The organism is Paenibacillus sp. J31R122 (genome assembly GCF_056269185.1).
The window spans coordinates 183,389-209,906 of sequence record NZ_JBWDNM010000008.1; the positions used below are offsets into that span (position 1 = coordinate 183,389).

Below are 26,518 nucleotides of genomic sequence, written 5' to 3' on the forward strand. Positions count from 1 at the left end.
CATGAGGATACTTCAGTTTAATCAAAATAATGAGGTTTGTTTGGGTATTAAAGTAGAAGCCGGTATTATTGATGTTGCTGCAGCAGCTGCGGCATTGAATATACGAGCGCCGAAGTCGGTTGATGAAGTGATTAGGGGCGGTGCAGTGCTAATTGCTGAACTCGAAGCTTTAACGGTCGAAGTCAGCCGAGACCACAAGCAAGCATCATATATACTGGATGAATCATCTCTTTCTTTTGCACCGTCTGTAAGTAATCCTCAAAAAATTATTTGCATCGGCCTTAATTATCGGAAACATGCAGAGGAAACGAAAGCTGACATTCCAACTTCACCTATTCTATTTAATAAATTTGCTAATGCACTTAATGCGCATGGTGGTTATGTACAGCTGCCGCATACGAGTAAAGAAGTAGATTATGAAGCGGAGCTTGCAATTGTTATTGGTAAAGAGGCGAAGGATGTGGATGAAGCGAATGCGCTGGAGTATATTTTTGGCTACAGCTGTGCAAATGATCTTTCTGCACGTAATTTGCAGCGCCGAACCTCGCAATGGCTGCTAGGCAAAAGCTGTGATGGCTTTGCACCGCTTGGTCCGTATATTGTGACTGCTGACGAAATTAGCGATCCAGATCATTTGTCAATTACCTGTCACGTAAATGGTGAGCAGCGTCAGAATTCCAATACGTCAGATATGATATTTTCCTGCAGAGCGATCATTAGTTATATTTCAAAGCATATGACATTAGTTCCTGGAGATGTGATTTTAACAGGAACGCCTGAAGGAGTAGTAATAGGTTATCCAAAAGAGCAGCGTGTATATCTAGCTCATGGAGATGTCGTGACTGTACAAATAGAACAGCTTGGTGAGCTAGTAGTAACGATGAATGGATGAAATTCATAATCATGTCGTTCCATGTATAATATAAGCAATTAGCTATATTACATGATAAATATGAAAAAGCCTACTCGTTCCGATATTCTCGGAGAAAACGAATAGGCTTTTTTTGTAGCTCTATTTCATTTTGAAAACTTGAATAGTGCGTTGAAGCTGAGTGGACATCGTGAGCATTCGCTCAGTTTCTTCAACAACGCTTTGGACTGAGGAAATTTGCTCGTTCATAGATGCGGATACTTGTTCTGTTCCAGCAGCTGATTGCTGAGTGATAGCCGAAATGTTTTGGATAGCTCCGGAAATTTTACGAGCACTTTCCAACATTACATCGCTTTCTTCTGAAAACTTATATATTTGTTCCGTAATGAATTGAACACTATGTACGATTTCTACGAATACTTGCTCGGACTCGCGAATTCGTTCCGATTGCAGATGAACAACCTCTTCGTTAACCTTCATGTTGGTGATCGTATGTTGTATACCATCATCAATGCTTTTGACAAGCTGGTATATTTGTTTGGTTGATGCTGATGATTCTTCGGCCAGCTTGCGAACCTCTTGGGCAACAACCGCAAAGCCTCTGCCATGCTCGCCTGCTCTTGCTGCTTCAATAGATGCATTAAGTGATAGTAAGTTCGTCTGTTCAGCTAAATCAGAGATCGTTTTTGTAACTGCGGATATTCCCTGCGCCTTACGAGCAAGTTCTTCAATCGTTTGTGACACTTTAGAGGTTGCCTCAACGTTGCGGCGCATGCCTTCTGCTTGTACTTCCAGCGCATGACGGCCTTTGTCAACAAGTTGAAGCGCTTGCTCTGAGCGTACGTTCATTTCCTTCGTTGAACTGGCGTATGCCGCTACCTTCATTTCAATCTCATTAATGGATTCGCTCATGTCAGTGACATCTTCTGAAATTTCATTAGCGCCTGTAGCCAGCTCATTAGAAGAAGCGGCAACCTGTTCCATTGCTGTCTTGATGTTATTGTTTTTGTCGAAAATACTCCGGCTTGTTTCCGCTACATGACGGGTAATACTAGAAGTTTCAGTTAAAATGTCACGCAGCTTGTCTACCATGCTGTTGAAAGCATGTCCTAGCTCACCTAGAGCTACAGAGGATGTAGTATCAATTTTTTGTGTGAAATCACCTTTTGAGATGCGGAAGGCTGCCCCAGACATTTCATCGAAGGATTGATTAATCGCCTTTTCTACAATGGAAGTAATTGGGTAAGAAACAATTGCAAGAACAACGATGACGATAATGCCTGCGACTATAGAACCACCAGAAAGCAATAAAACAAGAACCATTGCGATTGCAAAAAGGAATAAATTGAAATAGGTCGTGATTAAAATCTTATTGCGCACCGATAACGAATAGTAATATTGGATCATTATGTAAGCGCTCCTTTTATTAAGATTATCCATATTATAGCACTGGCTGCGAAATTGGTCTATCCTTGTCGATTTAATAATTTTTTATTTTAATTTAGTGACCGCAAACGGTTTTTCGGAAAATACGAATAACGTTTTCGGTGTAATTAGAACTAGGAAATGATACCATTATTTATGACATTACAAAATTAGGGTTGTAAAACATACATCATATTACAGTTACATTGATTCAAGTATGGTTTTTTGCCACAATTTTAAATACTTTTGTGGAAAATACATGTAAAAAGTGTGCAGGAATATGATTTGTATGGCCATTTCTGACGAATGGAGTCGAAATAATTAGAAAATTAGAAAAAAATATCGAAAACATATTGAAAATGATAAAAAGTACCTATATAATATGCTTCAAGACCTATATGGTAACAAATGCTAAATTTGATTAAAGGAGGAATTAAAGTATGGAAATGGATTCTTTGTCATTGGCTCGGCAAGTTGATTTTGTGTTTAGGCAGTTAGAGGTAGAATTAACAAATGCTACTGCGGGTACTGTATTAATTCACATTCGTAATAATGCTGTGGGTAAGTTCGGTCTAAGGCACCACCCAATTGAGAGCAAAAATGGGAAGTTTGAAGGAGAGAGTCAAGGATTGACGACGACACAGGTACAAGCCTTTCGCCAAATGGCAATTGATGCTCTGAAGTACAGACGCGATTGGTCGCATGGTGAAATTATGTATGATTTCGCGGTTCGCTCAAGCGCAAACTCCTGGTCGGCGAGTGTTTTGTATGAGTCAAATTACAACATGGCTAACTGGAATTCCCGCTATTATCCAAAACAGCAAGGGTTACGGGATTATAATTAAATATGGAGAGGGGGTGCTTTAAGTAGACAATTTACTTAAGGCACCCCCTTTTTTCTTATTATTTTCTCCAGGCATCATGCTGAGCAGCGTTATCCGATGAATGCAATCCATTCTTAGAAGCAGTGGCATCGCTTGAAGTATTAGTTGGTACAAAAATCCCAAGCAATAAAGGCAAAATAAACAATCCGTAGATGATTATATTTTTGATGATGGAGGGTGATGGCTCATGCTCGCAATCACAGCCTGCTGTCTTATTGCCCATACGCTTCTGAATCGCGGCATAAACCTGATAAACAGCAGTTGTATATAAACCAATTGCAGACAGCTTAACGTAGAGCTCCATACTAGGCTCAATATAGAGCATTAACTCACCAGATCGATCCAAATAAACGATAAACATGGCGAAGCCCGTTAAAATAGCTGCACGTAAAAGATGATGTGTCATAGGAGAGCCTCCATTATCCAAGCCCCGATAAACGTGAGGGGCGCTGCTAAAGCGATTAGTAAAAGAACAATTTTAAAGCGAAATGTAGTCAGCAGCATTAATGTATTTTTCAAATCAATCATTGGTCCGAAAACAAGAAATGCAAGCAATGGTCCAAAGTCGAACATACCGCTAAAGGAGGAGGCAATGAAGGCGTCGGACGTTGAGCAAATCGATAATATAAAAGCAAAGCTCATCATAAACACGTAAGCGAAAATAGGCTGCTCCGCAAAAGAAGTAAACGTACTTTTATCAATAAGGGTCTGAATTATAGCGGTAAGAAGGGCACCGAAAATAAAATATTTTCCCATTTCGAAAAATTCATCTGTGGAATGAGCCAAAATCGTTGCGAACCGGTTGCGAAAGCCTTTTTTGCTTCCACCGTGATTATGGTTATGTTGATGCTCATGAACATGTTCGTGATGAAGAATCTTTAATGTAGCTATTTTTTTAAGAGGACTTTTACGCATAAACTTGTACAAAATTAAGCCGATTACAACAGAAATTGCAAAGGCAAGTCCTATACGCAAATAAGCCATCTCGGGTGTTTCCCTGAAGGCGGTGAATGTTGATGCGTAGACGATGGGATTAACGATTGGACCAGCCAGCAGATAGACGATTCCTATGTATGCTGGCATACCTTTACGGATTAATCGCCTGACGACTGGTATCATGCCGCATTCGCAGAGAGGGAACAGCAGCCCAAGCAAGGCGCCAAACAGTACGCCTGCAACAGGATTCCTAGGTGTGAATTTTCGAATCGTTTCATCGGTTACGAATACTTGAAGGAGTGCCGAGAATAATACACCAAGTATAATGAAAGGAAATGCTTCTAATATGATGCTTATAAATAATATTTTGAATGAATACATGTTCGCTTCATTAAATAGATGCAGGGGCAAATCGCGCTGTGTAATAATTAATGCAAGCATAATGAGACATCCAACGGCAATGGAAGGTGTGCCAAACTTGAATATAAATTTTAGCATGCTTATTAATCCTCTCGTATTGTAAAGATTACGATTATGAATTTAGCTTATGCTGGTAAATTTAACATTAGGACAACTTTCTAAAATCTTGACATCGCTTCTTCTGAGAGTATAATTATTTTAAATGCAATGATGGGAACAAGTAAGCTCGAATGGACTGCGTACAGAAAGCCGGTGGTTGCTGCGAACCGGTGCAAGCCTCGATGCTGAATGGGCCCCGGAGCCTATGAACGGAACTCGGCAGCTGCTGAAGATGTTTGTACGGATGCTCTCCGTTACAGAGCAATTAAGGCTTATAGACAATCACTGCTGAGCAACAGTTGGTGAACTATAAGCGAATTAGGGTGGCACCACGGTCCCTCGTCCCTTGCGGCGGGGGATTTTTTGCGTTTTTTTAACTATAAAATATGAAATAAAAGGGGTAGAGGGACAATGAAAAAAGTACTTTCCGGTATTCAACCTAGCGGTCAGCTTACACTTGGCAATTATATCGGAGCGATGCAAAACTTCGTAAAGCTTCAAGAAACAGAAGAATGTTATTTTATGGTAGTTGATTTACATGCGATTACCGTTGCTCAAGATCCAGCAGCTTTAAGGGAGCAAACAGAAACAGTAGCCGCATTGTATATCGCTGCCGGTATTGATCCGCTCAAAGCAAATGTATTTGTGCAGTCCCATGTACGCGCGCATGCGGAGCTTGGATGGTTGCTCACGACATTGACTAATATGGGTGAGCTAGAGCGAATGACGCAGTTCAAAGACAAATCGGCTGGAAAGGATTCAATAGGAGCTGGCCTGTTCGTTTATCCGTCTCTAATGGCTGCCGATATTTTAGTTTATAATGCTGATCTTGTTCCTGTTGGCGATGATCAGAAGCAGCATTTGGAGCTAACGCGTGATTTGGCTCATCGCTTCAATTCCAGATTTGGCGATTACTTTACAATCCCAGAGCCTTATATTCCAGAGGTAGGCGCACGTATTATGTCTCTAGATGATGCGAGCAAAAAAATGAGCAAAAGCAATCCGAATGAAGGCAGCGCTATTAAGCTTCTTGATCCGCCGGCTGTCATTCGCAAAAAAATAAGTCGGGCTACAACAGATTCAGGAAGAGAAATTAAATATGATCCAGCAAATAAGCCGGAGATCAGTAATTTAATGAGTATCTACGCGCTTTGCGCTAACATGACAACCAATGAGATTGAGGCTAAATATGAGGGTCAGGGCTACGGTCCATTCAAGAAGGATCTTGCTGAGCATGTTGTAGCTGTTATCGAGCCTTTACAAGCTAGGTATAGTGAAATCCGCAATTCAGGGGAGATTCATAACATTCTGAAGCAAGGTGCGGAGCGCGCATCAATCGTAGCTGAGCGCACCTTGGCTGATGTAAAAGAACGAATGGGGTTTTTATTGCCACGCGGCTAGCAGTCTGAAATTTAACAGAGCTGATGCGATTTATCGCGTCAGCTCTGTTGTTTTCTGCGCATGCGAGCACGTACGATAAAACCAGCTCCGGTCGTTAATAGCGTTAGAATACTGAATAGTAAAACGAGCCAACCACTGTGACTAATTGATATAGCGGTGGCGCACATAAGTAGAGTAACTATTACGGCAAATAGTAAAGAAAGCGGTTTGGACATGGTGTCGTCTCTCCCTCACAAATCGTCAACATATTTTTTTAGATTGAAGCATAGATTCCCGTCACGTGCGCATAATAAGTTTGCAAGCTTGCAACACACATTAAAGTGCAGAGGACGAAAGGAGAAATACCTAATGGCAGGAAGCAGAAATCAACTTATTGTTCCACAAGCAAGTCAAGCTCTTCAACAAATGAAACTTGAGGCTGCTCAAGAGCTAGGCGTACAAATTCCTCAAGATGGCTATTACGGTAATGTTTCAACTCGCGATGCAGGCTCTCTTGGAGGCTATATCACGAAAAAGCTAGTACAAATTGCTGAACAACAATTGTCTGGCGGATCCCGTTAATCGCTTCTCATACACAATGATTAATCGAAGCCCAAGGCGTGCCTTGGGCTTCTTTTTATATTACACGTTTCGGAGCAAAAAAAAAAGGAAAGCCGTATCCCATTTAAAGGGAAGCGGCATTCCGATGATTTGTGCTAATAAGTATCCATACGCAATCTCTTCATTAAACGTTCATCACTGAGCCAACCGACATAGGAACCGATCGTTTCATGCTGCTTATTCATGAGCAGCACGCCTACAAATGGATATTGCTTTCGGTGGCGATAGCGGACATCAGACCATCTGACTTCATAGCCCCATTGATGTTCAAGCACATCGGCACATGCGAAGCTTGTAAAGTATAAGAAGGCGCGAATAGCGGGATCGTTTTTAGATTGCGCAACAGCGGGATGAGAGGAGCATTTCACATGATCGAGCCATTGTAAAGCGCCATTGCGCAAATTACCAATAATGAAGCTGCCATCCTTGACTTGCTTTACAACGTTCCAAACCGATAATGAAATAGTTGGAATTGCAAAATATATATCGCCGGCTTGGTGTTCTTTATCTATGGCAATGAGCTTCCGACCGGTGAATTTTGCTGCCAAGGTCCGCCACACATAGTAAATGGCAAGAAATACATACATGAGCGGAAATAATATGGCTGGATTTACGAAACCACCTGCCCAGAGTAAAATAGCTAGTACATGCACGGTGAAAATGATTGGATCGAAAATATGGATGATGTTCCAGGATATCCATTTTTCCGTAAACGGCCTCATTGCTTGAGTTCCATACGTGTTAAACAAATCGGTAAATACGTGAAGACAAACCGCAAGAAGCACCCAGCTTCCGATATGAAGCCAAGGCAATCCACCTTTATAGAGAAGCTGGATAATGCCGGTAATAAGAATTGTCCAAATGGCTATAGCAGGCAAGGAATGTGATATACCGCGATGATTGCGGATATAAGTGGCATTTCCTTTGAAACGAAGAAGAGTGTCTAAATCAGGCGCCAAGGAACCGGCAATAGTACCAATAAGGACGGCTGTCAGAATGGTTTGATTTGACGCGACAATGGGATCTACTGTTGCAAGTCCAGCAAGTCCGATACCCATGACAAGATGCGTACCTGTGTCCATGTGGGGTTCCTCCTAATTGAAATCATTAGGTGTAGTATCTTCGATTCGAGGGAATTTTATCATTCTAATTTAAAGGAGACTAGGGCAAATGTACATTTGTTTCGCGGAATATAAAATCATGTCTGAGCATCGAGATTCCTTCCTTTCCTATACAAAGAGCTTAATTGGTTTAACTGCAAGCATACATTTATATGAAGGAACTGATCAGTCAAACTTGTTTGTTGAGGTATGGCACGCGGATACGTTGGATGAGGTTGAACGAATCAAAAAAGAACGCTGCAACGAGCGTTCTCCTTGGTATCGTATATCGGACTGGATAGATGGGGGTACGGATAAATTACATATTTGGACGTTTAAGCCCGCACATGACTAACGTTCGGATATTAACGACTTGAGTTCGCGGTGCCAAGTGTTGCCATGCCGAGTGGAGTACTAGAGCTTACTACAGTACCTTGGAAAGGATACTCGTATGCAATTGGCTCATCAAACGTTACGTAATCTAAATTTAGAGTTAATAGTAAGTAGCGCATACCCGTTGTAGGATCGCTAATAATAATATGGTCGCGACCGGCCGCTTCAATAATTCCTTTAAAGATTTTAGCATTCCATTCGCGGTTATTTTCATAAGTCATATAGAAGGTGGCCATTTTGCCGCGATTAAGACGTAAAATATTTTCTACATAGGATTCCTCAACATTTGGTAGCGTAACGATGTTGCCTCCTTGCGGTGTAACAAAGGAGCCGCTTGGTACGTTTGGCGGCATCATTGCTGCTTGCATCATACCGGTCGGCATCATTCCTGTTTGCATCATACCGGTCGGCATCATTCCTGTTTGCATCATACCGGTCGGCATCATACCTTTTGGCATTACCGAGCTTGGCATAACTGAATTAGGCATTGCGGCAGTAGGCATCATTGCAGTAGGCATCATAGCATTAGGCATTACTGGATTTGGCATCGTCTGAGCTGGCAATGTAGTCGGGAAATTGCCGCCCATTTGCTGTGGATAACTGCCGTAGCCTCCATAACCTTGACCGTGCTGAGGAGCTATGTTTGCTGGACTTACCTGATTTTTGTGGCCATAACCGTTAGACATTCTGTTGTTCCTCGCTTTCGCATTTTAGAAAAATTGTAGGTTTAATAAACAGCAGGACAGTCGCCAGGTGTTGGGATAAAGAAGCAATGATTTTTAAAGCGACCGCTATTTGCCTGATCGTACCATGTATCAGGACAATTGCCTGCTGGCCGGAAAAACCAAAGCGCATTTGATGCGGGGTGTTGACGTTCGCCGTTAATAACCCGCTCTGCCAATCGTATATCTTTGTCGCGAGCAGACTGATAAAAGTAACCTTTTTGTGTAGCTTCGAAACCGCCAGGACTTTGATATACCATATCTGGGATAGAGCGAATGTTTCTGAAATCTAGACAATTACCAAGAATACGATTTACGCCGACATTGCCAACCATAAGCATTCCGAGCTCACCTTCACCCTCTGCCTCGGCACGCATGAGCCGAGCGAGCATTTTCGTATTCTCGGAATTTGTTTTAATGACTGCCATAAACGGGATGGTTCACTTCCCTTCGTAAACTTTTTTTGCAATTTAAGACGTGGAAAGTTATAGGCTTCTAACTACATTGTTATTGTATTGAACGTCAGCCCATTTGGTTACAAACGATTTGTCACAATTTGCGTGGCAATATGATGAACAAAAACTATGTACGTTGTCATTACCATCTTTTTTCGGTATGATTAAGAACGATTCATCAATGAAAGATAGACGCAAACGCGTCTTGTCGCATAACTCGGGAGGCTCGCTTCGTGCTGAAAGACTTAATTGATCTAACTAAACCAGGGCTGCTTCGGCTAAATATGTTCGCCGCATTAGGTGGTTTCTGGGTTGCTTCCAAATGGGATATTGATTTTATCCTGCTCATATGGGTGCTTATCGGCTCTACACTGATTATTGCATCCGCAACAGTTACGAATAACTATTGGGATCGTGAGCTTGACTTGAAGATGGAGCGCACGAAAAACCGTGCTTTGCCAACTGGTCGAATGGAGCCAGGAGCGGTACTCGCTTATGGTATTATTTTGGGAATTGCTGGCCTGGTTGTTTTATTTTCCATTCATCCATTAACAGGATGGCTTGGTCTGTTAGGATGGTTTGTTTACATTGTTATTTACACGATGTGGTTGAAGAGATCTTCGACCTGGAGCACGTCTATAGGTGGAATTTCCGGTGCCATGCCGCCTGTAATCGGCTATTGTGCAGTGACGAATGAAATAGACATTGGTGCTTGGTTATTGTTTGCTTTGCTGTTCTTATGGCAGCCGGCCCATTTCTGGTCACTCGCCATTCGCCGTGTTGAAGAATATCGGGCTGCGGGCTATCCGCTGCTGCCTGTTGTGAAAGGTATTAAACGGACAAAGCTGCAGATGATCCCATATGTTGTTTTGCTTCTTCCTGTTGTGGTTTTAATGTATACGTACGGATATGCCGGCATCTACTTCTTGATCATTTCTGTAATTGGAGGAATAGTGTGGCTGGTTCATACTTTGAAGGGAACTTCAGCTCCAGATACTGAGAAATGGGCGAAGACAAACTTCCTTATTTCTGTGAACTACTTAATGGTTGTATTTTTAGCTATGATTCTTAATACGACATTCTCATAATAGGTTTGATACCATATATCTTTCATAATTTTAAGGAGTGAATGTAGTGAGCTTCGCAAAAAAGCATGGCTTTAAAATTGCAGTATTGGCGCTTTGCGCAGTTATGGGCATTTATTTATTTTTTACTTACGTAATGGAACCGAAGCAGCCGCTTCCGAAATTAGGAGCTGCACCTGCATTCGAGCTTGCCGATATTGATGGGAAACAGGTATCACTTGCTTCTACTAATGGAAAAGCGCGAATCGTATATTTCTATTTTGCTAATTGTCCAGACGTATGTCCGCCAACTACCTTCCTCCTCTCACAGGTGCAGGATCAGTTGGAAGCGGAAGGTAAGCTGGGTAAGGAAGCGGAGCTCATATCCATAACATTCGACCCAGAGCGTGACACGCCTGAAGTTATTCGCAAATTTGCCAACAAAGTAGAGGCTAGCTTTGATAGCTGGCACTTCCTGCGGGGTGAGGAAGCTGCGACCGCAGAGTTAGCCAAAGGGTTTGGTATAATTGTGCAGAAGGCTCCGGATGGCTCCTTTGTCCACTCAAACGTTATTACAATCGTAGATAAAGATGGAGAAATTCGCAAACAATTTAATGGCAGCGACGAGGAATTAACGGCCGATCAAATTGTAAAAGAATTAAACAAGCTTCTCTAAAATTCGTCTTTACTCCATACAGAAGCGGGACTCTGCGCAGGATAGATAATAAGCGTATCGAGACCCGCTTTTTCTAATTGCAAGATCAAGTAATCCTCAGGTGTGTGCTCGACTCCAGAATAACCTTTTCGTGTGTAAATATGTTCAGCGTCAGGAAAGCTGTCACGAAGGAGACCGCGAATTCGTTTACCTGACGAATCGTTATCTGTAAATATGTATACCTGTTTATATCCGACTTGCATGCGCAGCTTCTCAAGCTGCTCAGTGCCTGGTGTTCCGAAAGTGCAGTAAATAGGGACCTCAGCTTGTAAAACGCGTCTCAAGCGGCTTTTATCATTTTTTCCTTCTACAATTATGGCAATATCCAAGGGGTCACCTCCGGTTGTACAAGCTCCTTCTATTTTACCACCAAATTTTATTTTTACCGATACAAAAAAACGGCATGCGTGACGCAGGCCGTTTTCCTGTGTTTTTGGTGTTGATAACTTATTAGTACATCCAAGCGCAAGCGATGATTACAAGTAATATGAAGAGCACAAGGATAGTGCCGATGTTTGAGTTGCCGTTATATCCATTACCTCTGCTTGCAGATTCTACATTTCCAGACATGCTAGGAGTCACCCCTTTTCCATTCACCAGCTTATGTGCCAGAAGCAGTGAGACGATAGTCATTACTGGTCATCTGCCATACGCTATTGTATGTGCATGTGAGGCGATAGCCCTGTGCTTCTACCCAATTCATGAAAAATGGGTGCGAGACGGCAGTGAACGAGAAATATAGAGCGGTAGTATAGTAACTGCAATCATAAGGCCGATAAAGGCGAGATAGTAGGGGGAAATATGATCTCGCAGCTGGCCTGCAGCCATAGGTCCAATGAAAGCTCCGATCGAGAATGCGATCGATAAGACAGAGAATGTTCTCCCATAACGCGCGCCGCCGCTTAGCTCAATCAGCAGCGTGGATAAGGCTGGCAGGATGACGCCCTTGGCCATACCGACAAAAAGCAGCATTACCGCAAACGGAGCGGGAGTGCCTGATGCGATGCAAAAGTAAACGATAGCTAAAATAAGTGAGCCCCATAATGTACGTCCAAATGCGGATACGCGGTTTAAGAAAAGCATGCTAAGCGTGACGAGTGCGCCGATGCTTACAACGGAGAACAGTAATCCGGTTGTCAGCATGGCTTCCTGTGTCTTGGCAAGCAACGGAAGCTCGAAAGATAGTATGCCTTGAGCACAGCTGATCGCTGCCGGCAGCAGAAATATAAGCCATGGGATTGGAGCAGCAGGCTCAAGCGGCAGCTTCGGTTGGTTTTTGGCAAGAGCTGCCGCGTCGTCTTCTGACAGCTGGGGCTTCAAGTGAATTTCCTTAATGAAGAAGAGAGCGCATATTGCCGTTACAATTAATACCCAGCCTAGTAAGCTAAAGGCGGTTGTAAATCCGATTTTAGCGACCAAGTAGGCTCCAGCAGCCGGAGAGACGACAGATGCTAATGTATGGACAAGTCCGTTACCGGCCATGAGCTTGCCCTGTTCGATCCGGTCGCTTGTAATTCGAGCGAGCAAGGAAAGACACGCTGGAGATAAAAAGGCAAGTACAAACCCGCTGATAGAACGCAAAATAAGAAGCTCCCATGGATTGGTAACATGCGATTGGAAGAGAAGGACAACGCCTGCTGCAAATAAACTAAATACGATAAAAAACCTGCTGCCATATCGATCAACGCCAAAGCCGGCAATGAGATTGCCGGGCAAATGTGTGATAGAGTACATCCCCATCATAAGACCGATAAAGGAAGGGGCAGCTCCGATAGAGATTGCGAAGGGAGTTAAAATGGGATATTGAGCATGTAAATCAAAAAATGCGATAAACAAAAATAAGTAAAGCCATATAGCTGTTTTCACAGGGCTGTTCCTCCTTGCGTAATACCTTCATACCTACTTGTACGTTTAAGTTGGACAGGATATGTCTGTTAAAAGGGTGGCAAGCGTTTACGCCCTGTAACTGGTAGGTTATAATATTTTGTAATGGGGTTACGCGCGAGTTATAATGGAGGGGATTGTATTGGATTTTTTGAATTTTTCATCGTATGACGTAGACACCTGGACGACCTTTTTCAAAGAGCATTGGCTCATATTAGTAATTGCACTCGTCGTACTATTTCTCATTATCCGTATTGTAAAGACTGTCGTGAAATGGGCGCTCGTTGCTGTAATTGTACTAGGTATTGTCGTTTATAGCGGCTACAGCATGGATGATTTGAAGGAAATCGGCACTAAGGTTGCAGGAACAGTGAAGCAAGAGGCGGTTAGCGCTATGGTAGGCGAAGCAAAGGATGCTACCTTCGAGTCGAATGCGGATGGTACCTTTACAGTAAAAACAAATAATGTAACGCTTATTGGTGAACCAGGCGTGAACGAGGTGACTGTCTCGTTCCGTGGAGCTCCTCTCGGCAAATGGGAGCTTGACAGCACGATACAAACCTTCATCGATCAAGCCAAGAAGAACGGGCAATAGAAATGAATAATTGGGATCAACTATTTCGAGAGCCGGAACCAGTTGCGATTATTGTTCTTTTACTGTTGCTTGGCTCGCTTGTGCAAGGGATGAGGAGAGGCGCATCGGGTTCTGCGAGGCGTCTTTTCTTTTTTATTTGGGAAGGTGTTGTCATTGTTGCTTGCTTATTGCTGGCGGGTCAGCTAGCCAAACGGTTATCACCATTGATCGCTGATTGGCTCGTTAGGACTGTAAACCTGCCGACGCGTGAGCTTGGCTCCTTCGAGCAAGCGTGGTTTACAATGCTAACGAGTATCCGTGACTTTGCACTGCTTCGGTATGGCGTACTATTCCTTCTAAGCTATTTGCTCCTGCGCGCATTTGCATCTTTCATCGAGCCGCTGCTAGAGAGGGTTGTTGAGGGGGCTCTAAGGAGCGGCAGGCATGACAATGAGCGTCAAATGTCAGGTCAGAAGCTCGCAAGCCGCGCTGTCGGTGCTATAATTGGCGCTGCTCATGGTGCGGGGCGATCATTTGTTTTTATCGCATTATTGTTCGTTTATGTTTCACTTCTGCCAAACGCATGGTATGCAGATCGAATAGCAGCATCTCCGCTTTATAAGCAGGCAGCCGCTTTGCTTGAACCTGTAGCAGGCAATGTGCTGGCAGGACAGGGACCGGTATTAACAGAAGCAGTACAAGCACAATTCCAGCAAATTTTGCAACGCAAGTATGAGATTATTGACTATGCTGTACCTGAAGAAATTGAGCAAGCCGCATTATTCGTAACGAAAGATGCGCAAACGAACGAGGAAAAAGCGCGCAAGCTATATGAATGGCTGGGTACTCGAATCGCGTATGATTGGGATAAAGCTAACAATTATGAAGAGCAAGGCATATGGAAAGAACAAACACCGTCACAGACATTTGATACGCGCAAGGGCGTATGTATAGATATAGCACGTTTATATGCAGTCATGGCTCGCTCAGCGGGCTTGGAGGTTCGGGTCGTTACTGGTATGGGGGCGGATGGCCGAGGCGGCTATGGTCCGCATGCTTGGAATGAAGTAAAGATTGGTGTGGGAGATGGCGATTGGATTCCGCTCGACGCGACGTGGGCGAGTTCGGGAGATTGGTTTAACCCGCCTCAGTTTGATAAAACACATATTAGAGATGCTTAGTTAACGAAATGCAGTAACTTTATTTTTAGATACGAGGATATGAGGTGATAAGCTTGCAAGATGATCCGCAAAAACGTGAAATTATAAATCGACGACATTTTTCATTTCGCTTAAACTTTTTCTTTTTTGTTACCTTTGCTTTGTTTAGTATATTGATTGTACAGCTTGCGATCTTGCAGTTCGTTGAGGGCCCTAAGCTTGCGGCTGAAGGAAGTAAGAAGGGGACTAGAGAAGTGCCTATCCCGCCAATACGGGGCAATATTTATGATTCTACTGGTTATCCAATCGCTTATTCAACATCAACACAATCTTTATATTTCACCATTCAATCACAGCCTGACAATTCTAAGGATAATTCATGGGCCAAGGTTGAAAAGGAAATGGCGAAAAAATTGGCGAAGGTGTTTGCTGAATACGGTGATCCGTCCAAGTCGATGACGGAAGATGATATTATACGCCAAATGGATCTTGATTTCCGGATTAATACGATATCCACACCGCGCCGGATCAAATCCGGTCTGACAAACAAGGAAATTGCTTATTTTATGGAAAATCGATCGTCCTTAAAGGGCGTAGATATTTTGGAGGAAAGCGTCAGAAATTATGATGATAGCTCCATAGCGGTTCAATTGGTCGGATATCTCAAGAAGTATAAGGGCGGTGTCAGGGATAACTTCAGCTTCTATAAGGAGAAGAGCTTAGAGAAGGACGCGAAGCTCAAATACTTGGAAGAAGAAGACGTTGGCGTAGATGGACTGGAATATATGTATCAGGACGTGCTTCGGGGGAAAAATGGATTGAAGTCCTATCCCGTCAACAATGCAGAACAAGTAATCGGTCCAATGCAGATTACGAACCCAGAGAAGGGTTCAGACCTTTATTTAACGATCAATAAAAATATGCAGTTGAAGACAGAAGCGGCAATTATGGAACATTTAAAAAAGATAAGAACCTCCTCTAATAGCTTTGAGAGAGCTCCTTATGCGGAAACTGGCTTTGCAGTCGCTATGGAGGTTGATACAGGTAAAGTAGTCACAATGGCAAGTATGCCGGATTACGATCCAAACATTTGGGCAGGCGGTCGAATTAGTCCAGCAGATTATGAAAACTTTGGGAACGTATTGAAAAATGGGACGATTAGTACGGTGTACGGCAAGTATTCAGATGCGGAGCGGGATAAGCATCCATCGTCTATTGTTCCGTCTGGCTCAGTCATAAAACCATTATCCATTTTAGTTGGATTAAATGAGGGATTGTTTACACCGACGACCATTTATAAGGACACAGGGGTATTTTCTTTCGGTAAAAAAGGGTATGAGACATTTATTCGAAATTCTCAAAACCACGTGTATGGGAACATTGATGCTGCGAAAGCTATCGAGCATTCATCCAATACCTTTTTGGCTTCGATGGTCGCTAATAAGCTTTATATGCGTGGCACGCAGAATGGCAAGAGCAGTATTGAAATTTGGGATGATTACATGAAGCAATTCGGTCTTGGAGTGTTAACGGGAAGCGGTTTGCCAAATGAATCAAAAGGTGTTATCGATTACTTTAACGAGGCTGAAAAAGCCAGTCCCCAGTCAGCACTTGTTTTTGCTTCTTTTGGCCAACAGGGACGTTATACGACGCTGCAGCTAGCGCAGTATGTTACTATGCTTGCTAACCATGGTAAACGATTGAAGCCGCAATTCGTTAACGAAATTAAGGATTCGGATGGGAATGTCATTCAAGGCTATACGCCAGAGGTTTTAAATTCGATCGATCTTCCAGAAGAATATTGGGAAGAAATTGAGGCGGGTATGTCGAAGGTTAGCTCGAAAGGCTTTGAAAATTTCGGTTATTCCTACATGCGTAAGACAGGTACATCTGAGCAAGATGTAGCGACTCGTCGAGCAGAGAACGCCGTCTTTATCGCTTACGCGCCGGCAGATAATCCAAAGCTTGCGGTTGCGGTGGTCGTGCCGGACGGAGGCTATGGTAGCTATGGTGCATCGCCAATCGCACGTCAAATCTTTGATGCGTACGATGAGGAGATTGGACTAACAGGAGTTCCGAAAAAACCAGCGGATAACACGGCTAATAACGCTGATAATGCGGTTACTGGCGGTGCAGCACAATAACTTTTTAAATAATTGATTTTAATTAAATGAGCTGTCCTTTAAGTAGCTATTGCTGCTTGAGGGCAGCTTATTTGTGTTTAAATAGGCACTCCGGGAACGGAAATAAATCAGCATCAAAAATAAATGTTGCACTAGAGAAACATTTTTGTGTATTATTAAAAAAAAGGCTTGAGGTAAAATAATGTTCATAAGGGCAAAAAGTTAATCATACTAATAGGCTATTACGAGGAGGTTTTACAATTGCGCAAAGAGTATAAGATGAATTCTGCTTTCCGTAGATTTATTATGACCATCCTTCTATTGACGCTAACTGTGATGCTTGCAACAGCATGCGGGGATAAGCAAGCAATGACTGGCGGGGATGGAAAGCTGAAAATTACAGCTACTACGGGGATGATCACCGATGTTGTTCAGCAAGTCGGAGGAGAATATGTTGTGGTTAGCGGCTTGATGGGTGCGGGAGTCGATCCCCATCTTTATAAAGCATCACAAGGCGATGTCAAAAAGCTCGATGATGCGGATGTTATTTTTTATAACGGTTTGCATTTGGAAGGGAAAATGGCTGAAATGTTCGAGAAGCTAGAGCAGCGCAAGCCGACGGTTGCCGTCTCCAAGTATTTGAAGGAGGAACAGCTTCATGCTAACCCGCAGCAAGGACAGGGCGGCCATGATCCGCATATATGGTTTAATGTGAAGCTATGGATCTCCGCTACCGAAGTTATTCGAGATACTTTATCTGAGAAGGATCCTGATCATAAAGATTACTACAAGAACAGAGCGGAAGCATATATCAAAGAGCTCGAGGAGCTTGATAAGTACGCGCGCGATCAAATTGCACTCATCCCGGAGAAGGATCGGATTCTAGTTACAGCACACGATGCCTTTGGTTATTTCGGAGAGGCTTATGGGTTAACTGTCACGGGTTTGCAGGGCATGAATACGATGTCTGAATACGGATCTAAAGATGTAAGCAAGCTGCGGGACTATTTGGTAGAAAACAAAATTAAGGCGGTTTTCATTGAATCGAGCGTTCCAAAAAAATCGATCGAGTCGGTCATTGAAGGCGCAAAGCAATTAGGCCATGAGGTTAAGATCGGCGGCGAGCTGTTCTCCGATGCGATGGGCGACGCTGGAACAGTGGAAGGTACTTATATCGGTATGGTGAAGCACAATGTCGATACGATTGTGAATGCCTTGAAATAAGCATGGAAAGTGAGTGATGAAAATGAGTCAAACACATACAGTTAGGACAACGAACATCGAAGCGGCTGCGCCGTTGACTATTTCTGGTTTAAGTGTTGCTTATCAGAAAAAGCCGGTATTACGAAACGTATCGTTTCAAGTGAAAGAGGGAGAGTTAGTTGGCGTTATCGGTCCAAATGGAGCCGGTAAGTCAACTTTGATGAAGGCGGCGCTGGGCTTAATACCAAGCATTGGCGGAGATGTGCTTGTATATGGCAAGCCCTATAAGCAGCAGCGGAAGATGATCGGCTATGTGCCGCAGCGTGAATCAGTTGACTGGGATTTTCCAACGAATGCGCTTGATGTTGTATTAATGGGCAGATATGGACATCTCGGTTGGTTTCGCAGACCTGGAGCGAAGGATAAAGCAATTGCACTAGAGTGCTTAAATAAGGTTGGAATGGCCGACTATGCAGGCAGGCAAATCAGCCAGCTGTCCGGTGGACAGCAGCAGCGGGTATTTCTCGCCCGCGCGCTAGCACAAGACGCGAAGCTGTATTTCATGGATGAGCCGTTTGCAGGCGTCGATGCCGCGACCGAGAAGGCGATTATTACGCTGCTGCAGGAGCTGAAGCTCCAAGGGAAGACGGTTATTGTTGTCCATCATGATTTGGCGACCGTACAGGATTATTTTGACACCGTTCTGCTGCTTAATGTGGAGCTTCAAGCCTTTGGTCCAACGGCGGAGACTTTCACTCAGGAGCAATTGCAGCGCACATATGGCGGTAGACTTGCCTTTCTTGATCGCAGCCTGCAAGCCCCGCTATCTACTGGCGGAAAGGGTGTGTGACCGATGGAAACGATATGGTCCATGCTGGCTGACCCGAATATGCAATGGATTTTCCTCGGTTGTACCTTACTGGGATTGAGCAGTGGAGTTATTGGCTGCTTCTCTTATTTGCGTAAGCAAAGCTTAATGGGAGACACGCTCGCGCATGCCGCCTTACCTGGAATTTGTATCGCGTTCATGTTAACAGGCATTAAATCGATCGCACTTTTTCTAGTTGGCGCAGGCATTGCAGGTTTAATTGCTACGTTTGGAATCGGGTACATTACTCGTCATTCCAAGTTGAAACAGGACGCCGCTATGGGCATCGTATTATCTGGATTTTTTGGACTTGGCATTGTGCTTCTGACTTTAATACAGCACGGGAATTATGGGAATCAAGCAGGTTTGGATAAGTTTTTATTCGGGCAGGCTGCTTCAATGATCGGATCAGACGTTATTACGATGTCAATTGTGTGCTTGGCTCTCGTCTCGATCTGCACCTTGTTGTTCAAGCAGTTTAAAATCATTTCGTTTGACCCTGGCTTCGCGCGAGGAATCGGCTATCCTGTCGCTTTACTAGAGCAGTTGCTTATGCTGCTGATGGTCGTCGCTGTAGTAGCAGGCATACAGGCAGTTGGTGTTGTGCTTGTTGCGGCATTGCTCATTACACCTGCTGTTTCGGCGAGATATTGGACGGATCGCCTTAGTTTAATGGTAATGCTGTCCGGCCTATTCGGTGCAATAAGCGGAGGGATTGGCACGTGGATAAGCGCTTCCGTTTCTAATTTGCCTACTGGGCCGGTAACTGTGCTGGCTGCGACATTGCTGTTTTTTGTATCGATTTTATTCGGTCCACAACGAGGCTTGTTAGCGAAGCGTCTGACCCGCAAACGGGTGAAGCAGCGTTATAGTCGTGACGTGGAGCTCCGTATACATGAGAACGCGAAAAAGGAGGCCGCGCTATGAGCGAGTTTTGGATCTTGTTGACAGGTACGCTCGTTGCCAGCTGCTGCGGTATATTAGGAGTATTTCTTGTATTACGTAAAATGGCTATGATTGGCGACGCTATTAGTCACTCGGTCATGCCGGGTATTGTTATTGCCTTTCTGATTAGTGGATCAACTGATTCGATGCTTATGATGTTTGCTGCGCTAGTCTGCGGTCTGCTGGCGACGTTTCTGATCCAAATGTTTCAAAACAGCGGGATCCAATCTGACGCTTCGATTGGTGTTGTATTCACGTCGCTATTTGCGATAGGTGTCGTACTTGTAAGTTTGTATGCTCGGCAGGTGCATTTGGATCAGGACGCAATTCTTTATGGTGAAATTGCTTATGTGCATTGGAACATATGGGTGCTCGGTGGAGTAAACATGGGACCGAAGGCCGTATGGTTGCTTGGATTTACATTACTGGTTATCGTTGCGGTAATCGGCATGTTCTATAAACAATTTAAGCTATGTGCCTTTGATTCAGCGCTGGCTGCTGCAATCGGCATTCCCGTCGCCGTGTTCCACTATTTGTTGATGGGTCTTGTATCTATGGCAACGGTCAGTTCATTCGAAAGCGTCGGTTCCATTTTAGTTGTTGGCTTGCTTATCATTCCAGCTTCAACAGCTTATCTGCTGACAGACCGACTTGGTGTTATGATTGTACTTAGCGTTGCGGTAGGAATCGCCAGTACCTTTATCGGTTATGGCGCTGCAGTAATGCTGGATGCTTCAATTGCTGGCTGCATGGTCTGCGCGGCATCTGTGTTGTTCGTCGTGGCCTTTCTGTTTTCACCTTCGCATGGAATCGTTATTAAGAAGCTTCGGTTGAGACAATTAGCATAGATTTGGTATGTATATATTTCCACTAAATATTCGTTTAATGGGAGAGATGAGGATAAAGACTCCTCAATCTCGTTCCATTAAACGAGTATTTTTTTTGTTTACATTTATAAAAATATAAATTATTGGTAACTTTTTCTGAATAGATTACGTATTATATTTGGGACATATTGGTTTTTATGTCTAATGTTATATAGAGTGATGGAGGAGGGCAGAGGAATCGTATTCAACAGCAATATTTAATAATCGAAGAGAGGTTGAATTTTACATATGAAATCATTTATCAAATTTGGTTTGTCGACTGCATTAATTGCCGCTTTGCTGACAGGATGCAGTTTTGGGGCGGGCAAAGATGGTTTGGACAAGAAGAAGGAAGCGACGTTAACAATAATGTACTACGATGAAAGTAACTTCTATCAGGAGTACGGGATGTTGTTCTCCGCGTTATATCCTAACGTTGATATTCAGATTAAATCGACCTCAGGTATTTATGCGGGAGAAAATGTAGATTATGAGGCTGCAACAATGAAGTTTATTGAAGATGAAAAGCCTGATATTGTATTGCTGCAAGCAGAGCAGTATAAGAAGCTTGCAAGCGAAGGTAAACTATACGACTTAGATCCTTCAATTGAAAAGGAAAGATATAATACAGAAGGCCTTATACCTGGTATGATCGATTATTTGAAAGAGCTGGGCGGCGGCAAGGTTTATGGCTTGACTCCAAATTTTTATAGCCAAGCTGTCTATTATAACAAGGATCTGTTTGAAAAATACAAAATACCATATCCTACTGACCAGATGAGCTTTAACGAAATGATACAGCTGGCACGGCAATTCCCAACGGAAGGGGAAGAGAAAGAGCGCGTATACGGGCTGAAATTCGGTTACAGTGACAACCTTTTTGAACTTGCAAATATGCTGGCTACTTCAGAGGGCATTCAGTTCGTTAATCCAACTAAGAAAGAAATGACGATTAACTCGGATGCTTGGAAAGATGTGTATCAGACAGCGCTTGACGCAGTAAATTCGAAAGTTCTTTATTTTGAAAGCCAAAATCAAGATATGGCGATGAGCAGCAGCACTAGCTATGAGGATCACATTCTGAGAGATCCGTTTATAGCCGGGCGTTTGGCAATGGTTTTTGGTGATAACAATTATATCGATCAGATTAAACAGGCCGAGGATAATGTTAAAGATAAATCACTAATCGTCAAAAATTGGGATCTAGTTACTGTACCCGTGAGTAAGCAGTATCCAGATCAAAGCAGTTATATGTCGTTTAACAATTTATTTGCAATAACGGAGCAATCACCTAATAAGGAAGCTGCTTGGGAATTTCTACAATATGTGACTAGTGATGAATACGCGAGAGTGAAGTCGAAATCAAGAAACTACGGTGGCTTCCCAGTGCGAACGGATTATATAAAAGATGACGGCGGGCATAATTTTGCGGCCTTCTATAAGCTAAAGCCGAGCACAATTAATGTCTACAAGGATTTTGATAAGCTGCCGAAAAACTTCTGGATGGGGTTTAATGGAGCGGCAGAACAGGAGCTTAAGCCGCTTAAGGCTGGCACGGCTTCAATCGAAGAAGTGCTTGGTAAGCTGCAGATAATTGGGCAGGAGCTGCTCTTGAAAGAAGATGCCGCAGCACCCGCTGAAGGAACTGAAATAAACAGTGCCGCTGGAGCTGAAGTTGAAGTTGAATCCCAAGCCCAATCCGAAAGCGTGACGATAACTCAGTGATTAGTTTTAACATTTTTTATTTATGACTTTTAAAGGAGCAGGTTTCGCCAACAGGCGAGGGCTGCTCCTTTTAATATATATGACTTTATAAGTTTTCACTTATAAATAGGCTTTATATATACCCGCGATACGAATGCTTTTGCCGCAAGGACGGTGATAGTTGTTTACGTTTGTTTGTTGATCTTGAAAAAGACTGCGGCTTTCATTTAGAATCTGCTATAAGTGTGCTAAAATAATTAATCAGTTGGAGTTAATTATTGAAGCGGAAATGCTGCGAGGAGGCACATTAATGGAACAATATAAGCTAATTGCACTTGACATGGATGGAACTTTGCTGAATGAGACGAGTGAAATTAGTACGGAAAATGCAGAGTGGATTCAAAAAGCAATGGATGCAGGCGTCACAGTCAGTTTTTCGACTGGACGGGGATTTCGAAGCGCGCTGCCTTACGCCGAGCAATTAAAGTTGGACACTCCGATGATTACGGTAAACGGCAGTGAAATATGGCATCGGCCGCATGTGCTTCATAAAAGAACACATATGAGTCCGGTTCATGTGAAAAGGCTGCATGAGCTTGCATTGGCTCATGGAGAGCCGTGGTTTTGGGCATATACGACTGAAGATATTTTTAACAAAGAGAAATGGATTAGCCCGGTGGGTGATTATGAGGCGCATCATTGGTTGAAATTCGGCTTTTATACGGAGGATGATCAAGCAAGGGACAAAATTTTAGCAGAGGTGGAAAGCTGGGGCGCGTTTGAAATTACGAACTCTTCTCCATCGAACCTAGAGCTTAACCCGCTTGGCGTGTCCAAGGCAAGCGCGCTGCATGAGCTGTGCGGAGTGATGAACATTGAGATGTCGCAGGTCATTGCTGTAGGCGACAGCTTGAACGATATAGCGGCTATTCGTGAAGCAGGGCTTGGTGTAGCTATGGGCAATGGACAGGAAGCTGTCAAAGAAGCAGCTGATTTTATTACTTTGACAAATAACGAGCACGGAGTAGCCGAAGTAATTAAACGATATGTTTTGAAAGGGTGATAGCGTATGGATATATTAGGGTGGGTATTGGTCATCTTGTTATTCGTAATCGGTATGGCGGGTACCATTTATCCCATTTTGCCAGGCGTATTAGCGATTTATCTCGCATTTTTTGTATATGGATGGTTTTTCTCGTTTGATGAATTTGGGATCTTTTTCTGGATCATCCAGACCTTAATTGTAATTGTGCTCTTTATAGCAGACTATGCGGTCAGTGCTTGGGGGGTCAAGCGATTTGGAGGCTCCAGGGCGTCTATTATCGGCAGTACGATTGGTTTAATATTAGGACCGTTCGTTATACCTGCTTTTGGTCTCATCATTGGACCATTTGCAGGAGCGGTAATTGGTGAAATGATTGTCGGTACAAGCATGGAACGCTCGCTAAAGGTTGGTCTTGGTTCAGTTGTCGGTCTATTTACGAGTGTAGTCGTGAAGGTCATTTTACAATTGGCGATGATCGTACTATTTATTTTGTGGCTCGTATTCTAATCGTTAAAGGGAGAGTTAAGCATGATTAAAGTTACAGTTTGGAATGAGTTTTTGCATGAGAAACTACATGATGAGGTAGCGAAAGTATATCCGGATGGTATTCATCAAGTGCTAGCTAAAGGTTTGGCCTGCGATGACATTGAGGTAGCAACCGCCACTTTGGAAGAGCCGGAGCATGGACTGACAGAGGAACGTCTTGCAAATACTGACGTGCTGATCTGGTGGGGACATATGGGTCATGACAAGGTTGAGGACGCCATTGTTGAACGGGTTCAGAAGCGGGTATTGAACGGTATGGGTTTAATTGTACTGCATTCAGGACACTTTTCTAAAATTTTCAAAAAGCTTATGGGTACTGGCTGTGACCTGAAATGGCGCGAAGCCGGTGAGAAAGAACGGATTTGGGTTGTAAATCCAGCACATCCGATTGCCGCTAACTTACCTGAATACATTACGCTTGAGAACGAAGAAATGTATGGTGAGCACTTTGACATCCCAGCGCCGGATGAGCTCATTTTTGTAAGCTGGTTTGAGGGTGGAGAGGTGTTCCGCAGCGGCTGTACCTTTAACCGCGGCCAGGGTAAAATCTTTTATTTCCGCCCTGGGCATGAAACTTATCCAACATATTATAATCCGCAAATTTTGCAAGTCATTCAAAACGGTATACGCTGGGCCGCTCCTTCTAACACGGCGACTCCGGTTCGCGGCAATCATCAGCCGCTAGAGCCAATTGCGAATAAAGAATAGGAGTGGGCATCATAGCTTCTCAGAGATTAGTAAAAGATTCGTTGATCAAAGGGACACTCATACTCGCGGCAGCAGCGCTGACGGCACGATTTCTTGGGCTGTTTCAGCGCGTACCGCTCGATTATATGCTTGGCAAGGATGGCCAAGTTGCATTTAGTGTAGCAAATCAAGTTTATCTGCTGCTGCTTATTGTCGCTACAGGAGGCATTCCGAGCGCGATCAGCAAGATGGTATCACAGCGTTATGCATTGGGAAGACCGGAAGAGGCTAAACGGATCTATAAAGCGGCGTTAGTATTCGGAGCCGTAACAGGAGTAATCCTTGCGGTACTTATGTTCACCCTAGCTCCGATGTATGCGGATATCGTGAAGAAGCCGAGTGCTAGCTTGGCAGTTCGAGCAATTGCGCCAGCTTTGCTGCTGTTTCCGATTATCGCGATGATGCGCGGTTATTTCCAAGGCAGACAGCTGATGGCTGCTGGTGGAGTATCACAAATCGTTGAACAAATTTTACGGGTATTTACCGGTATTGGTCTTGGTCTTATCGTGCTCGCTTGGGGTTGGGGCGATGCTTGGGGTGCTGCAGCGGTTACATTCGGCGGTGTGTTCGGAAGTATAGGCGCTTTTTTAGTCATGCTGTGGTATGCGCGCAAGCTCAAGAGGCAAGATTTAGCTGAAAGTAAGCGGAATGATCATGCTGGCAGCGATAGAGCTGTGCAAATGGGTTCTGTTATACCTTTCAGATCCATCTATAAAGAGATTTTCAGTATGTCTATACCGGCTGTCGTAACGGCGATGACCGTTCAGTTTCTATATACATTTGATTCAACCTTGTTCATGCGCCTAACTGAGGCGTTTTATAGTGAAGATATGGCCACCCATGTGCTCGCTGACTATACGATCAAAGCGATGTCGCTAGCCGGCATTCCACCTATTTTGGCCATTGCGTTGGGAGCTTCTATCATTCCAGTCATCTCGTCAGCCTATTCTGTGAAAAACATGAACGAGGTACAGCGGCAATCATCGCTTGTTATGCGAATTGTTTGCTTCACAGGTGTACCGATCGCGTTGCTGCTAACTGTTGCCGCTTATTCTGTTACGGGCTTTCTATTCAGCAGTCCAAGCGGAAGCGGAACAGTAGCTTTGCTTACAGCGGGTACGATTTTTCAGATTACGATGATGACAACTAACTCGATCCTTTATGGACTTGGCAAGCCGAAGCTGCCTATGAATCATACTTTCATCGGGCTCGGTCTCAAGGTGGTGCTTAGTATCGCTCTTGCACCGCTGCTCGGTGTATATGGGCTTATAATTGGATCGACGGTTTGTTTTATCGTCATTACGATTTTAAATGTAAGAAAAATCAACAAAGAAGTAAAGCTGAATGTGCTCGGACGCCGCTGGGCTGCTTACCTTGTTGCTATTGCTGTACCAGCTTTAGCAGGTTGGGGCGCCGAAAATGGCATTCTTGCTCTGACAGGCTCATGGCCGGATAAGCTTGCCTATATGGCTGCCGGAGCTGTAACTGCGCTTGTGGTCGGAGGTTTATATGTGGTATTGCTTGCTGCACTTCGAGTTGTAACTCCTGAGGATATCCGTTCGTTCCCAGGGCCGCTTCGCAAGCTGCTGACGCTGCTGCTTAAGCCGTTTTATAAGAAATCTCTCTAATGAGCATTATACATCGAAGCGTCTAGTGGACTTCTCAAACTTTTTACAAAACAAGTGCTTTCCAGTCATTTACAATAGTTAGAGTCTCCTGTACAATGAATTAAGTTTGTCAGTAATGAAGGCTTATTTCATTCATACTA

The 26,518-nt window shown here is 43.7% G+C and carries 29 protein-coding genes and 1 other annotated feature; of the genes, 19 read left to right on the forward strand and 10 right to left on the reverse strand.

Translation table 11 applies throughout. From position 1 onward, the window contains the following. Position 1 precedes the first annotated feature (1 nt). Positions 2–892 carry a fumarylacetoacetate hydrolase family protein gene (locus AC0YN7_RS15235; protein ID WP_475810861.1) on the forward strand — a complete coding sequence of 297 codons (891 nt, stop codon included), beginning with the start codon at positions 2–4 and terminating at the stop codon, positions 890–892. A gap of 120 nt (positions 893–1,012) precedes the next feature. Here AC0YN7_RS15235 and AC0YN7_RS15240 read toward each other — a convergent pair whose 3' ends face one another. Then, a complete protein-coding gene (locus tag AC0YN7_RS15240) occupies positions 1,013–2,275 on the reverse strand; it encodes a methyl-accepting chemotaxis protein (protein ID WP_475810986.1) in 1,263 nt (420 codons plus the stop codon). A 461-nt stretch (positions 2,276–2,736) separates the two neighbouring features. Between AC0YN7_RS15240 and AC0YN7_RS15245 the strand changes: the two genes are divergently transcribed. Further along, positions 2,737–3,141, forward strand: a complete 405-nt coding sequence (locus AC0YN7_RS15245; RefSeq protein ID WP_475810862.1) for an O-methyltransferase — start codon at positions 2,737–2,739, stop codon at positions 3,139–3,141. Between the two features lie 58 nt (positions 3,142–3,199). On the opposite strand, the gene AC0YN7_RS15250 is transcribed toward AC0YN7_RS15245, so the two are convergent. Together AC0YN7_RS15250 and AC0YN7_RS15255 are read right to left on the reverse strand one after the other, a co-directional pair. Further along, complete coding sequence (locus tag AC0YN7_RS15250) at positions 3,200–3,586, reverse strand: DUF1980 domain-containing protein (RefSeq protein ID WP_475810863.1); 387 nt, start codon at positions 3,584–3,586, stop codon at positions 3,200–3,202. Next, on the reverse strand, positions 3,583–4,614 hold the full coding sequence (locus tag AC0YN7_RS15255) for a permease (protein WP_475810864.1): 1,032 nt from the start codon (positions 4,612–4,614) through the stop codon (positions 3,583–3,585). The genes AC0YN7_RS15250 and AC0YN7_RS15255 overlap by 4 nt, the downstream gene beginning before the upstream one ends. A 120-nt stretch (positions 4,615–4,734) precedes the next feature. Beyond that, positions 4,735–4,985 (forward strand) — a binding site (T-box leader). Between the two features lie 61 nt (positions 4,986–5,046). On the opposite strand from AC0YN7_RS15255, the gene trpS reads away from it, so the two are divergent. Then, positions 5,047–6,036, forward strand: coding sequence for a tryptophan--tRNA ligase (gene trpS / locus AC0YN7_RS15260; protein ID WP_475810865.1), 990 nt, complete (start codon positions 5,047–5,049; stop codon positions 6,034–6,036). A 38-nt stretch (positions 6,037–6,074) separates the two neighbouring features. Here the strand turns inward: trpS and AC0YN7_RS15265 are convergent, their stop codons facing one another. Continuing rightward, on the reverse strand, positions 6,075–6,251 hold the full coding sequence (locus AC0YN7_RS15265) for a DUF5325 family protein (RefSeq protein ID WP_475810866.1): 177 nt from the start codon (positions 6,249–6,251) through the stop codon (positions 6,075–6,077). Positions 6,252–6,384: 133 nt separating this feature from the next. Between AC0YN7_RS15265 and AC0YN7_RS15270 the strand changes: the two genes are divergently transcribed. After that, complete coding sequence (locus tag AC0YN7_RS15270; protein ID WP_475810867.1) at positions 6,385–6,597, forward strand: small, acid-soluble spore protein, alpha/beta type; 213 nt, start codon at positions 6,385–6,387, stop codon at positions 6,595–6,597. Positions 6,598–6,731: 134 nt separating this feature from the next. Here the strand turns inward: AC0YN7_RS15270 and AC0YN7_RS15275 are convergent, their stop codons facing one another. Beyond that, the gene (locus AC0YN7_RS15275; RefSeq protein ID WP_475810868.1) at positions 6,732–7,718 is read right to left on the reverse strand and encodes a metal-dependent hydrolase; all 987 of its coding nucleotides are present in this window, start codon (positions 7,716–7,718) and stop codon (positions 6,732–6,734) included. Between the two features lie 88 nt (positions 7,719–7,806). On the opposite strand from AC0YN7_RS15275, the gene AC0YN7_RS15280 reads away from it, so the two are divergent. Next, entirely contained in the window at positions 7,807–8,091 is a 285-nt protein-coding gene (locus tag AC0YN7_RS15280; protein ID WP_475810869.1) for a hypothetical protein, read from the forward strand. A 10-nt stretch (positions 8,092–8,101) separates the two neighbouring features. Here AC0YN7_RS15280 and gerQ read toward each other — a convergent pair whose 3' ends face one another. Beyond that, positions 8,102–8,575 (reverse strand): spore coat protein GerQ, encoded by a 474-nt coding sequence (gerQ, locus tag AC0YN7_RS15285; protein WP_475810987.1) that lies wholly within the window; start codon positions 8,573–8,575, stop codon positions 8,102–8,104. Between the two features lie 281 nt (positions 8,576–8,856). Beyond that, positions 8,857–9,279, reverse strand: coding sequence for a cell wall hydrolase (locus AC0YN7_RS15290; protein ID WP_475810870.1), 423 nt, complete (start codon positions 9,277–9,279; stop codon positions 8,857–8,859). A gap of 239 nt (positions 9,280–9,518) precedes the next feature. Here AC0YN7_RS15290 and cyoE point away from each other — a divergent pair, with 239 nt between their 5' ends. Both cyoE and AC0YN7_RS15300 read left to right on the forward strand, forming a co-directional pair. Further along, positions 9,519–10,394 (forward strand): heme o synthase, encoded by an 876-nt coding sequence (gene cyoE / locus AC0YN7_RS15295; RefSeq protein ID WP_475810988.1) that lies wholly within the window; start codon positions 9,519–9,521, stop codon positions 10,392–10,394. 46 nt (positions 10,395–10,440) lie between these two features. Then, complete coding sequence (locus AC0YN7_RS15300; RefSeq protein WP_475810871.1) at positions 10,441–11,046, forward strand: SCO family protein; 606 nt, start codon at positions 10,441–10,443, stop codon at positions 11,044–11,046. Here AC0YN7_RS15300 and AC0YN7_RS15305 read toward each other — a convergent pair. From AC0YN7_RS15305 to AC0YN7_RS15315, 3 genes are all read right to left on the reverse strand, one after another. Then, positions 11,043–11,414 carry a ribonuclease M5 gene (locus AC0YN7_RS15305; protein ID WP_475810872.1) on the reverse strand — a complete coding sequence of 124 codons (372 nt, stop codon included), beginning with the start codon at positions 11,412–11,414 and terminating at the stop codon, positions 11,043–11,045. The two genes, AC0YN7_RS15300 and AC0YN7_RS15305, sit on opposite strands and share 4 nt — an antisense overlap. A gap of 121 nt (positions 11,415–11,535) precedes the next feature. Continuing rightward, positions 11,536–11,718 (reverse strand): hypothetical protein, encoded by a 183-nt coding sequence (locus tag AC0YN7_RS15310; protein ID WP_475810873.1) that lies wholly within the window; start codon positions 11,716–11,718, stop codon positions 11,536–11,538. 66 nt (positions 11,719–11,784) lie between these two features. Next, positions 11,785–12,951 (reverse strand): MFS transporter, encoded by a 1,167-nt coding sequence (locus AC0YN7_RS15315; protein WP_475810874.1) that lies wholly within the window; start codon positions 12,949–12,951, stop codon positions 11,785–11,787. 160 nt (positions 12,952–13,111) lie between these two features. On the opposite strand from AC0YN7_RS15315, the gene AC0YN7_RS15320 reads away from it, so the two are divergent. From AC0YN7_RS15320 to AC0YN7_RS15375, 12 genes are all read left to right on the forward strand, one after another. After that, the gene (locus tag AC0YN7_RS15320) at positions 13,112–13,564 is read left to right on the forward strand and encodes a hypothetical protein (RefSeq protein WP_475810875.1); all 453 of its coding nucleotides are present in this window, start codon (positions 13,112–13,114) and stop codon (positions 13,562–13,564) included. Positions 13,565–13,566: 2 nt separating this feature from the next. Then, complete coding sequence (locus AC0YN7_RS15325) at positions 13,567–14,724, forward strand: transglutaminase domain-containing protein (protein ID WP_475810876.1); 1,158 nt, start codon at positions 13,567–13,569, stop codon at positions 14,722–14,724. Positions 14,725–14,768: 44 nt separating this feature from the next. Further along, positions 14,769–16,847, forward strand: coding sequence for a peptidoglycan D,D-transpeptidase FtsI family protein (locus AC0YN7_RS15330; protein ID WP_475810877.1), 2,079 nt, complete (start codon positions 14,769–14,771; stop codon positions 16,845–16,847). Positions 16,848–17,087: 240 nt separating this feature from the next. Further along, complete coding sequence (locus tag AC0YN7_RS15335; protein ID WP_475810878.1) at positions 17,088–18,050, forward strand: metal ABC transporter solute-binding protein, Zn/Mn family; 963 nt, start codon at positions 17,088–17,090, stop codon at positions 18,048–18,050. 22 nt (positions 18,051–18,072) lie between these two features. Further along, positions 18,073–18,879 carry a metal ABC transporter ATP-binding protein gene (locus tag AC0YN7_RS15340; RefSeq protein ID WP_475810879.1) on the forward strand — a complete coding sequence of 269 codons (807 nt, stop codon included), beginning with the start codon at positions 18,073–18,075 and terminating at the stop codon, positions 18,877–18,879. A gap of 3 nt (positions 18,880–18,882) precedes the next feature. Then, the gene (locus AC0YN7_RS15345) at positions 18,883–19,824 is read left to right on the forward strand and encodes a metal ABC transporter permease (protein ID WP_475810880.1); all 942 of its coding nucleotides are present in this window, start codon (positions 18,883–18,885) and stop codon (positions 19,822–19,824) included. Further along, positions 19,821–20,690, forward strand: coding sequence for a metal ABC transporter permease (locus AC0YN7_RS15350; protein WP_475810881.1), 870 nt, complete (start codon positions 19,821–19,823; stop codon positions 20,688–20,690). Before AC0YN7_RS15345 ends, AC0YN7_RS15350 begins: the two co-directional genes overlap by 4 nt. Positions 20,691–20,957: 267 nt before the next feature. After that, positions 20,958–22,433 carry an ABC transporter substrate-binding protein gene (locus tag AC0YN7_RS15355; protein ID WP_475810882.1) on the forward strand — a complete coding sequence of 492 codons (1,476 nt, stop codon included), beginning with the start codon at positions 20,958–20,960 and terminating at the stop codon, positions 22,431–22,433. Positions 22,434–22,722: 289 nt separating this feature from the next. Further along, the gene (locus AC0YN7_RS15360) at positions 22,723–23,475 is read left to right on the forward strand and encodes a Cof-type HAD-IIB family hydrolase (RefSeq protein WP_475810883.1); all 753 of its coding nucleotides are present in this window, start codon (positions 22,723–22,725) and stop codon (positions 23,473–23,475) included. Positions 23,476–23,481: 6 nt separating this feature from the next. Continuing rightward, entirely contained in the window at positions 23,482–23,964 is a 483-nt protein-coding gene (locus AC0YN7_RS15365; RefSeq protein ID WP_475810884.1) for a DUF456 domain-containing protein, read from the forward strand. Positions 23,965–23,985: 21 nt separating this feature from the next. Then, complete coding sequence (locus AC0YN7_RS15370) at positions 23,986–24,711, forward strand: ThuA domain-containing protein (RefSeq protein WP_475810885.1); 726 nt, start codon at positions 23,986–23,988, stop codon at positions 24,709–24,711. Positions 24,712–24,752: 41 nt separating this feature from the next. Further along, positions 24,753–26,378, forward strand: coding sequence for a putative polysaccharide biosynthesis protein (locus tag AC0YN7_RS15375; RefSeq protein WP_475810886.1), 1,626 nt, complete (start codon positions 24,753–24,755; stop codon positions 26,376–26,378). The last annotated feature ends 140 nt before the right edge of the window (positions 26,379–26,518 follow it).

What these genes read in the sequence shown, in the direction of transcription:
- AC0YN7_RS15250 (WP_475810863.1), bottom strand. Translation starts at nt 3,586, where the DNA reads ATGACACATCATCTTTTACGTGCAGCTATTTTAACGGGCTTCGCCATG.
- AC0YN7_RS15280 (WP_475810869.1), top strand. Translation starts at nt 7,807, where the DNA reads ATGTACATTTGTTTCGCGGAATATAAAATCATGTCTGAGCATCGAGAT.
- AC0YN7_RS15245 (WP_475810862.1), top strand. Translation starts at nt 2,737, where the DNA reads ATGGAAATGGATTCTTTGTCATTGGCTCGGCAAGTTGATTTTGTGTTT.
- gerQ (WP_475810987.1), bottom strand. Translation starts at nt 8,575, where the DNA reads ATGATGCCGACCGGTATGATGCAAACAGGAATGATGCCGACCGGTATG.
- AC0YN7_RS15270 (WP_475810867.1), top strand. Translation starts at nt 6,385, where the DNA reads ATGGCAGGAAGCAGAAATCAACTTATTGTTCCACAAGCAAGTCAAGCT.
- trpS (WP_475810865.1), top strand. Translation starts at nt 5,047, where the DNA reads ATGAAAAAAGTACTTTCCGGTATTCAACCTAGCGGTCAGCTTACACTT.
- AC0YN7_RS15265 (WP_475810866.1), bottom strand. Translation starts at nt 6,251, where the DNA reads ATGTCCAAACCGCTTTCTTTACTATTTGCCGTAATAGTTACTCTACTT.
- AC0YN7_RS15370 (WP_475810885.1), top strand. Translation starts at nt 23,986, where the DNA reads ATGATTAAAGTTACAGTTTGGAATGAGTTTTTGCATGAGAAACTACAT.
- AC0YN7_RS15325 (WP_475810876.1), top strand. Translation starts at nt 13,567, where the DNA reads ATGAATAATTGGGATCAACTATTTCGAGAGCCGGAACCAGTTGCGATT.
- AC0YN7_RS15290 (WP_475810870.1), bottom strand. Translation starts at nt 9,279, where the DNA reads ATGGCAGTCATTAAAACAAATTCCGAGAATACGAAAATGCTCGCTCGG.
- AC0YN7_RS15360 (WP_475810883.1), top strand. Translation starts at nt 22,723, where the DNA reads ATGGAACAATATAAGCTAATTGCACTTGACATGGATGGAACTTTGCTG.
- AC0YN7_RS15275 (WP_475810868.1), bottom strand. Translation starts at nt 7,718, where the DNA reads ATGGACACAGGTACGCATCTTGTCATGGGTATCGGACTTGCTGGACTT.
- AC0YN7_RS15310 (WP_475810873.1), bottom strand. Translation starts at nt 11,718, where the DNA reads ATGACTATCGTCTCACTGCTTCTGGCACATAAGCTGGTGAATGGAAAA.
- AC0YN7_RS15235 (WP_475810861.1), top strand. Translation starts at nt 2, where the DNA reads ATGAGGATACTTCAGTTTAATCAAAATAATGAGGTTTGTTTGGGTATT.
- AC0YN7_RS15255 (WP_475810864.1), bottom strand. Translation starts at nt 4,614, where the DNA reads ATGCTAAAATTTATATTCAAGTTTGGCACACCTTCCATTGCCGTTGGA.
- AC0YN7_RS15365 (WP_475810884.1), top strand. Translation starts at nt 23,482, where the DNA reads ATGGATATATTAGGGTGGGTATTGGTCATCTTGTTATTCGTAATCGGT.
- AC0YN7_RS15340 (WP_475810879.1), top strand. Translation starts at nt 18,073, where the DNA reads ATGAGTCAAACACATACAGTTAGGACAACGAACATCGAAGCGGCTGCG.
- AC0YN7_RS15345 (WP_475810880.1), top strand. Translation starts at nt 18,883, where the DNA reads ATGGAAACGATATGGTCCATGCTGGCTGACCCGAATATGCAATGGATT.
- AC0YN7_RS15355 (WP_475810882.1), top strand. Translation starts at nt 20,958, where the DNA reads ATGAAATCATTTATCAAATTTGGTTTGTCGACTGCATTAATTGCCGCT.
- AC0YN7_RS15350 (WP_475810881.1), top strand. Translation starts at nt 19,821, where the DNA reads ATGAGCGAGTTTTGGATCTTGTTGACAGGTACGCTCGTTGCCAGCTGC.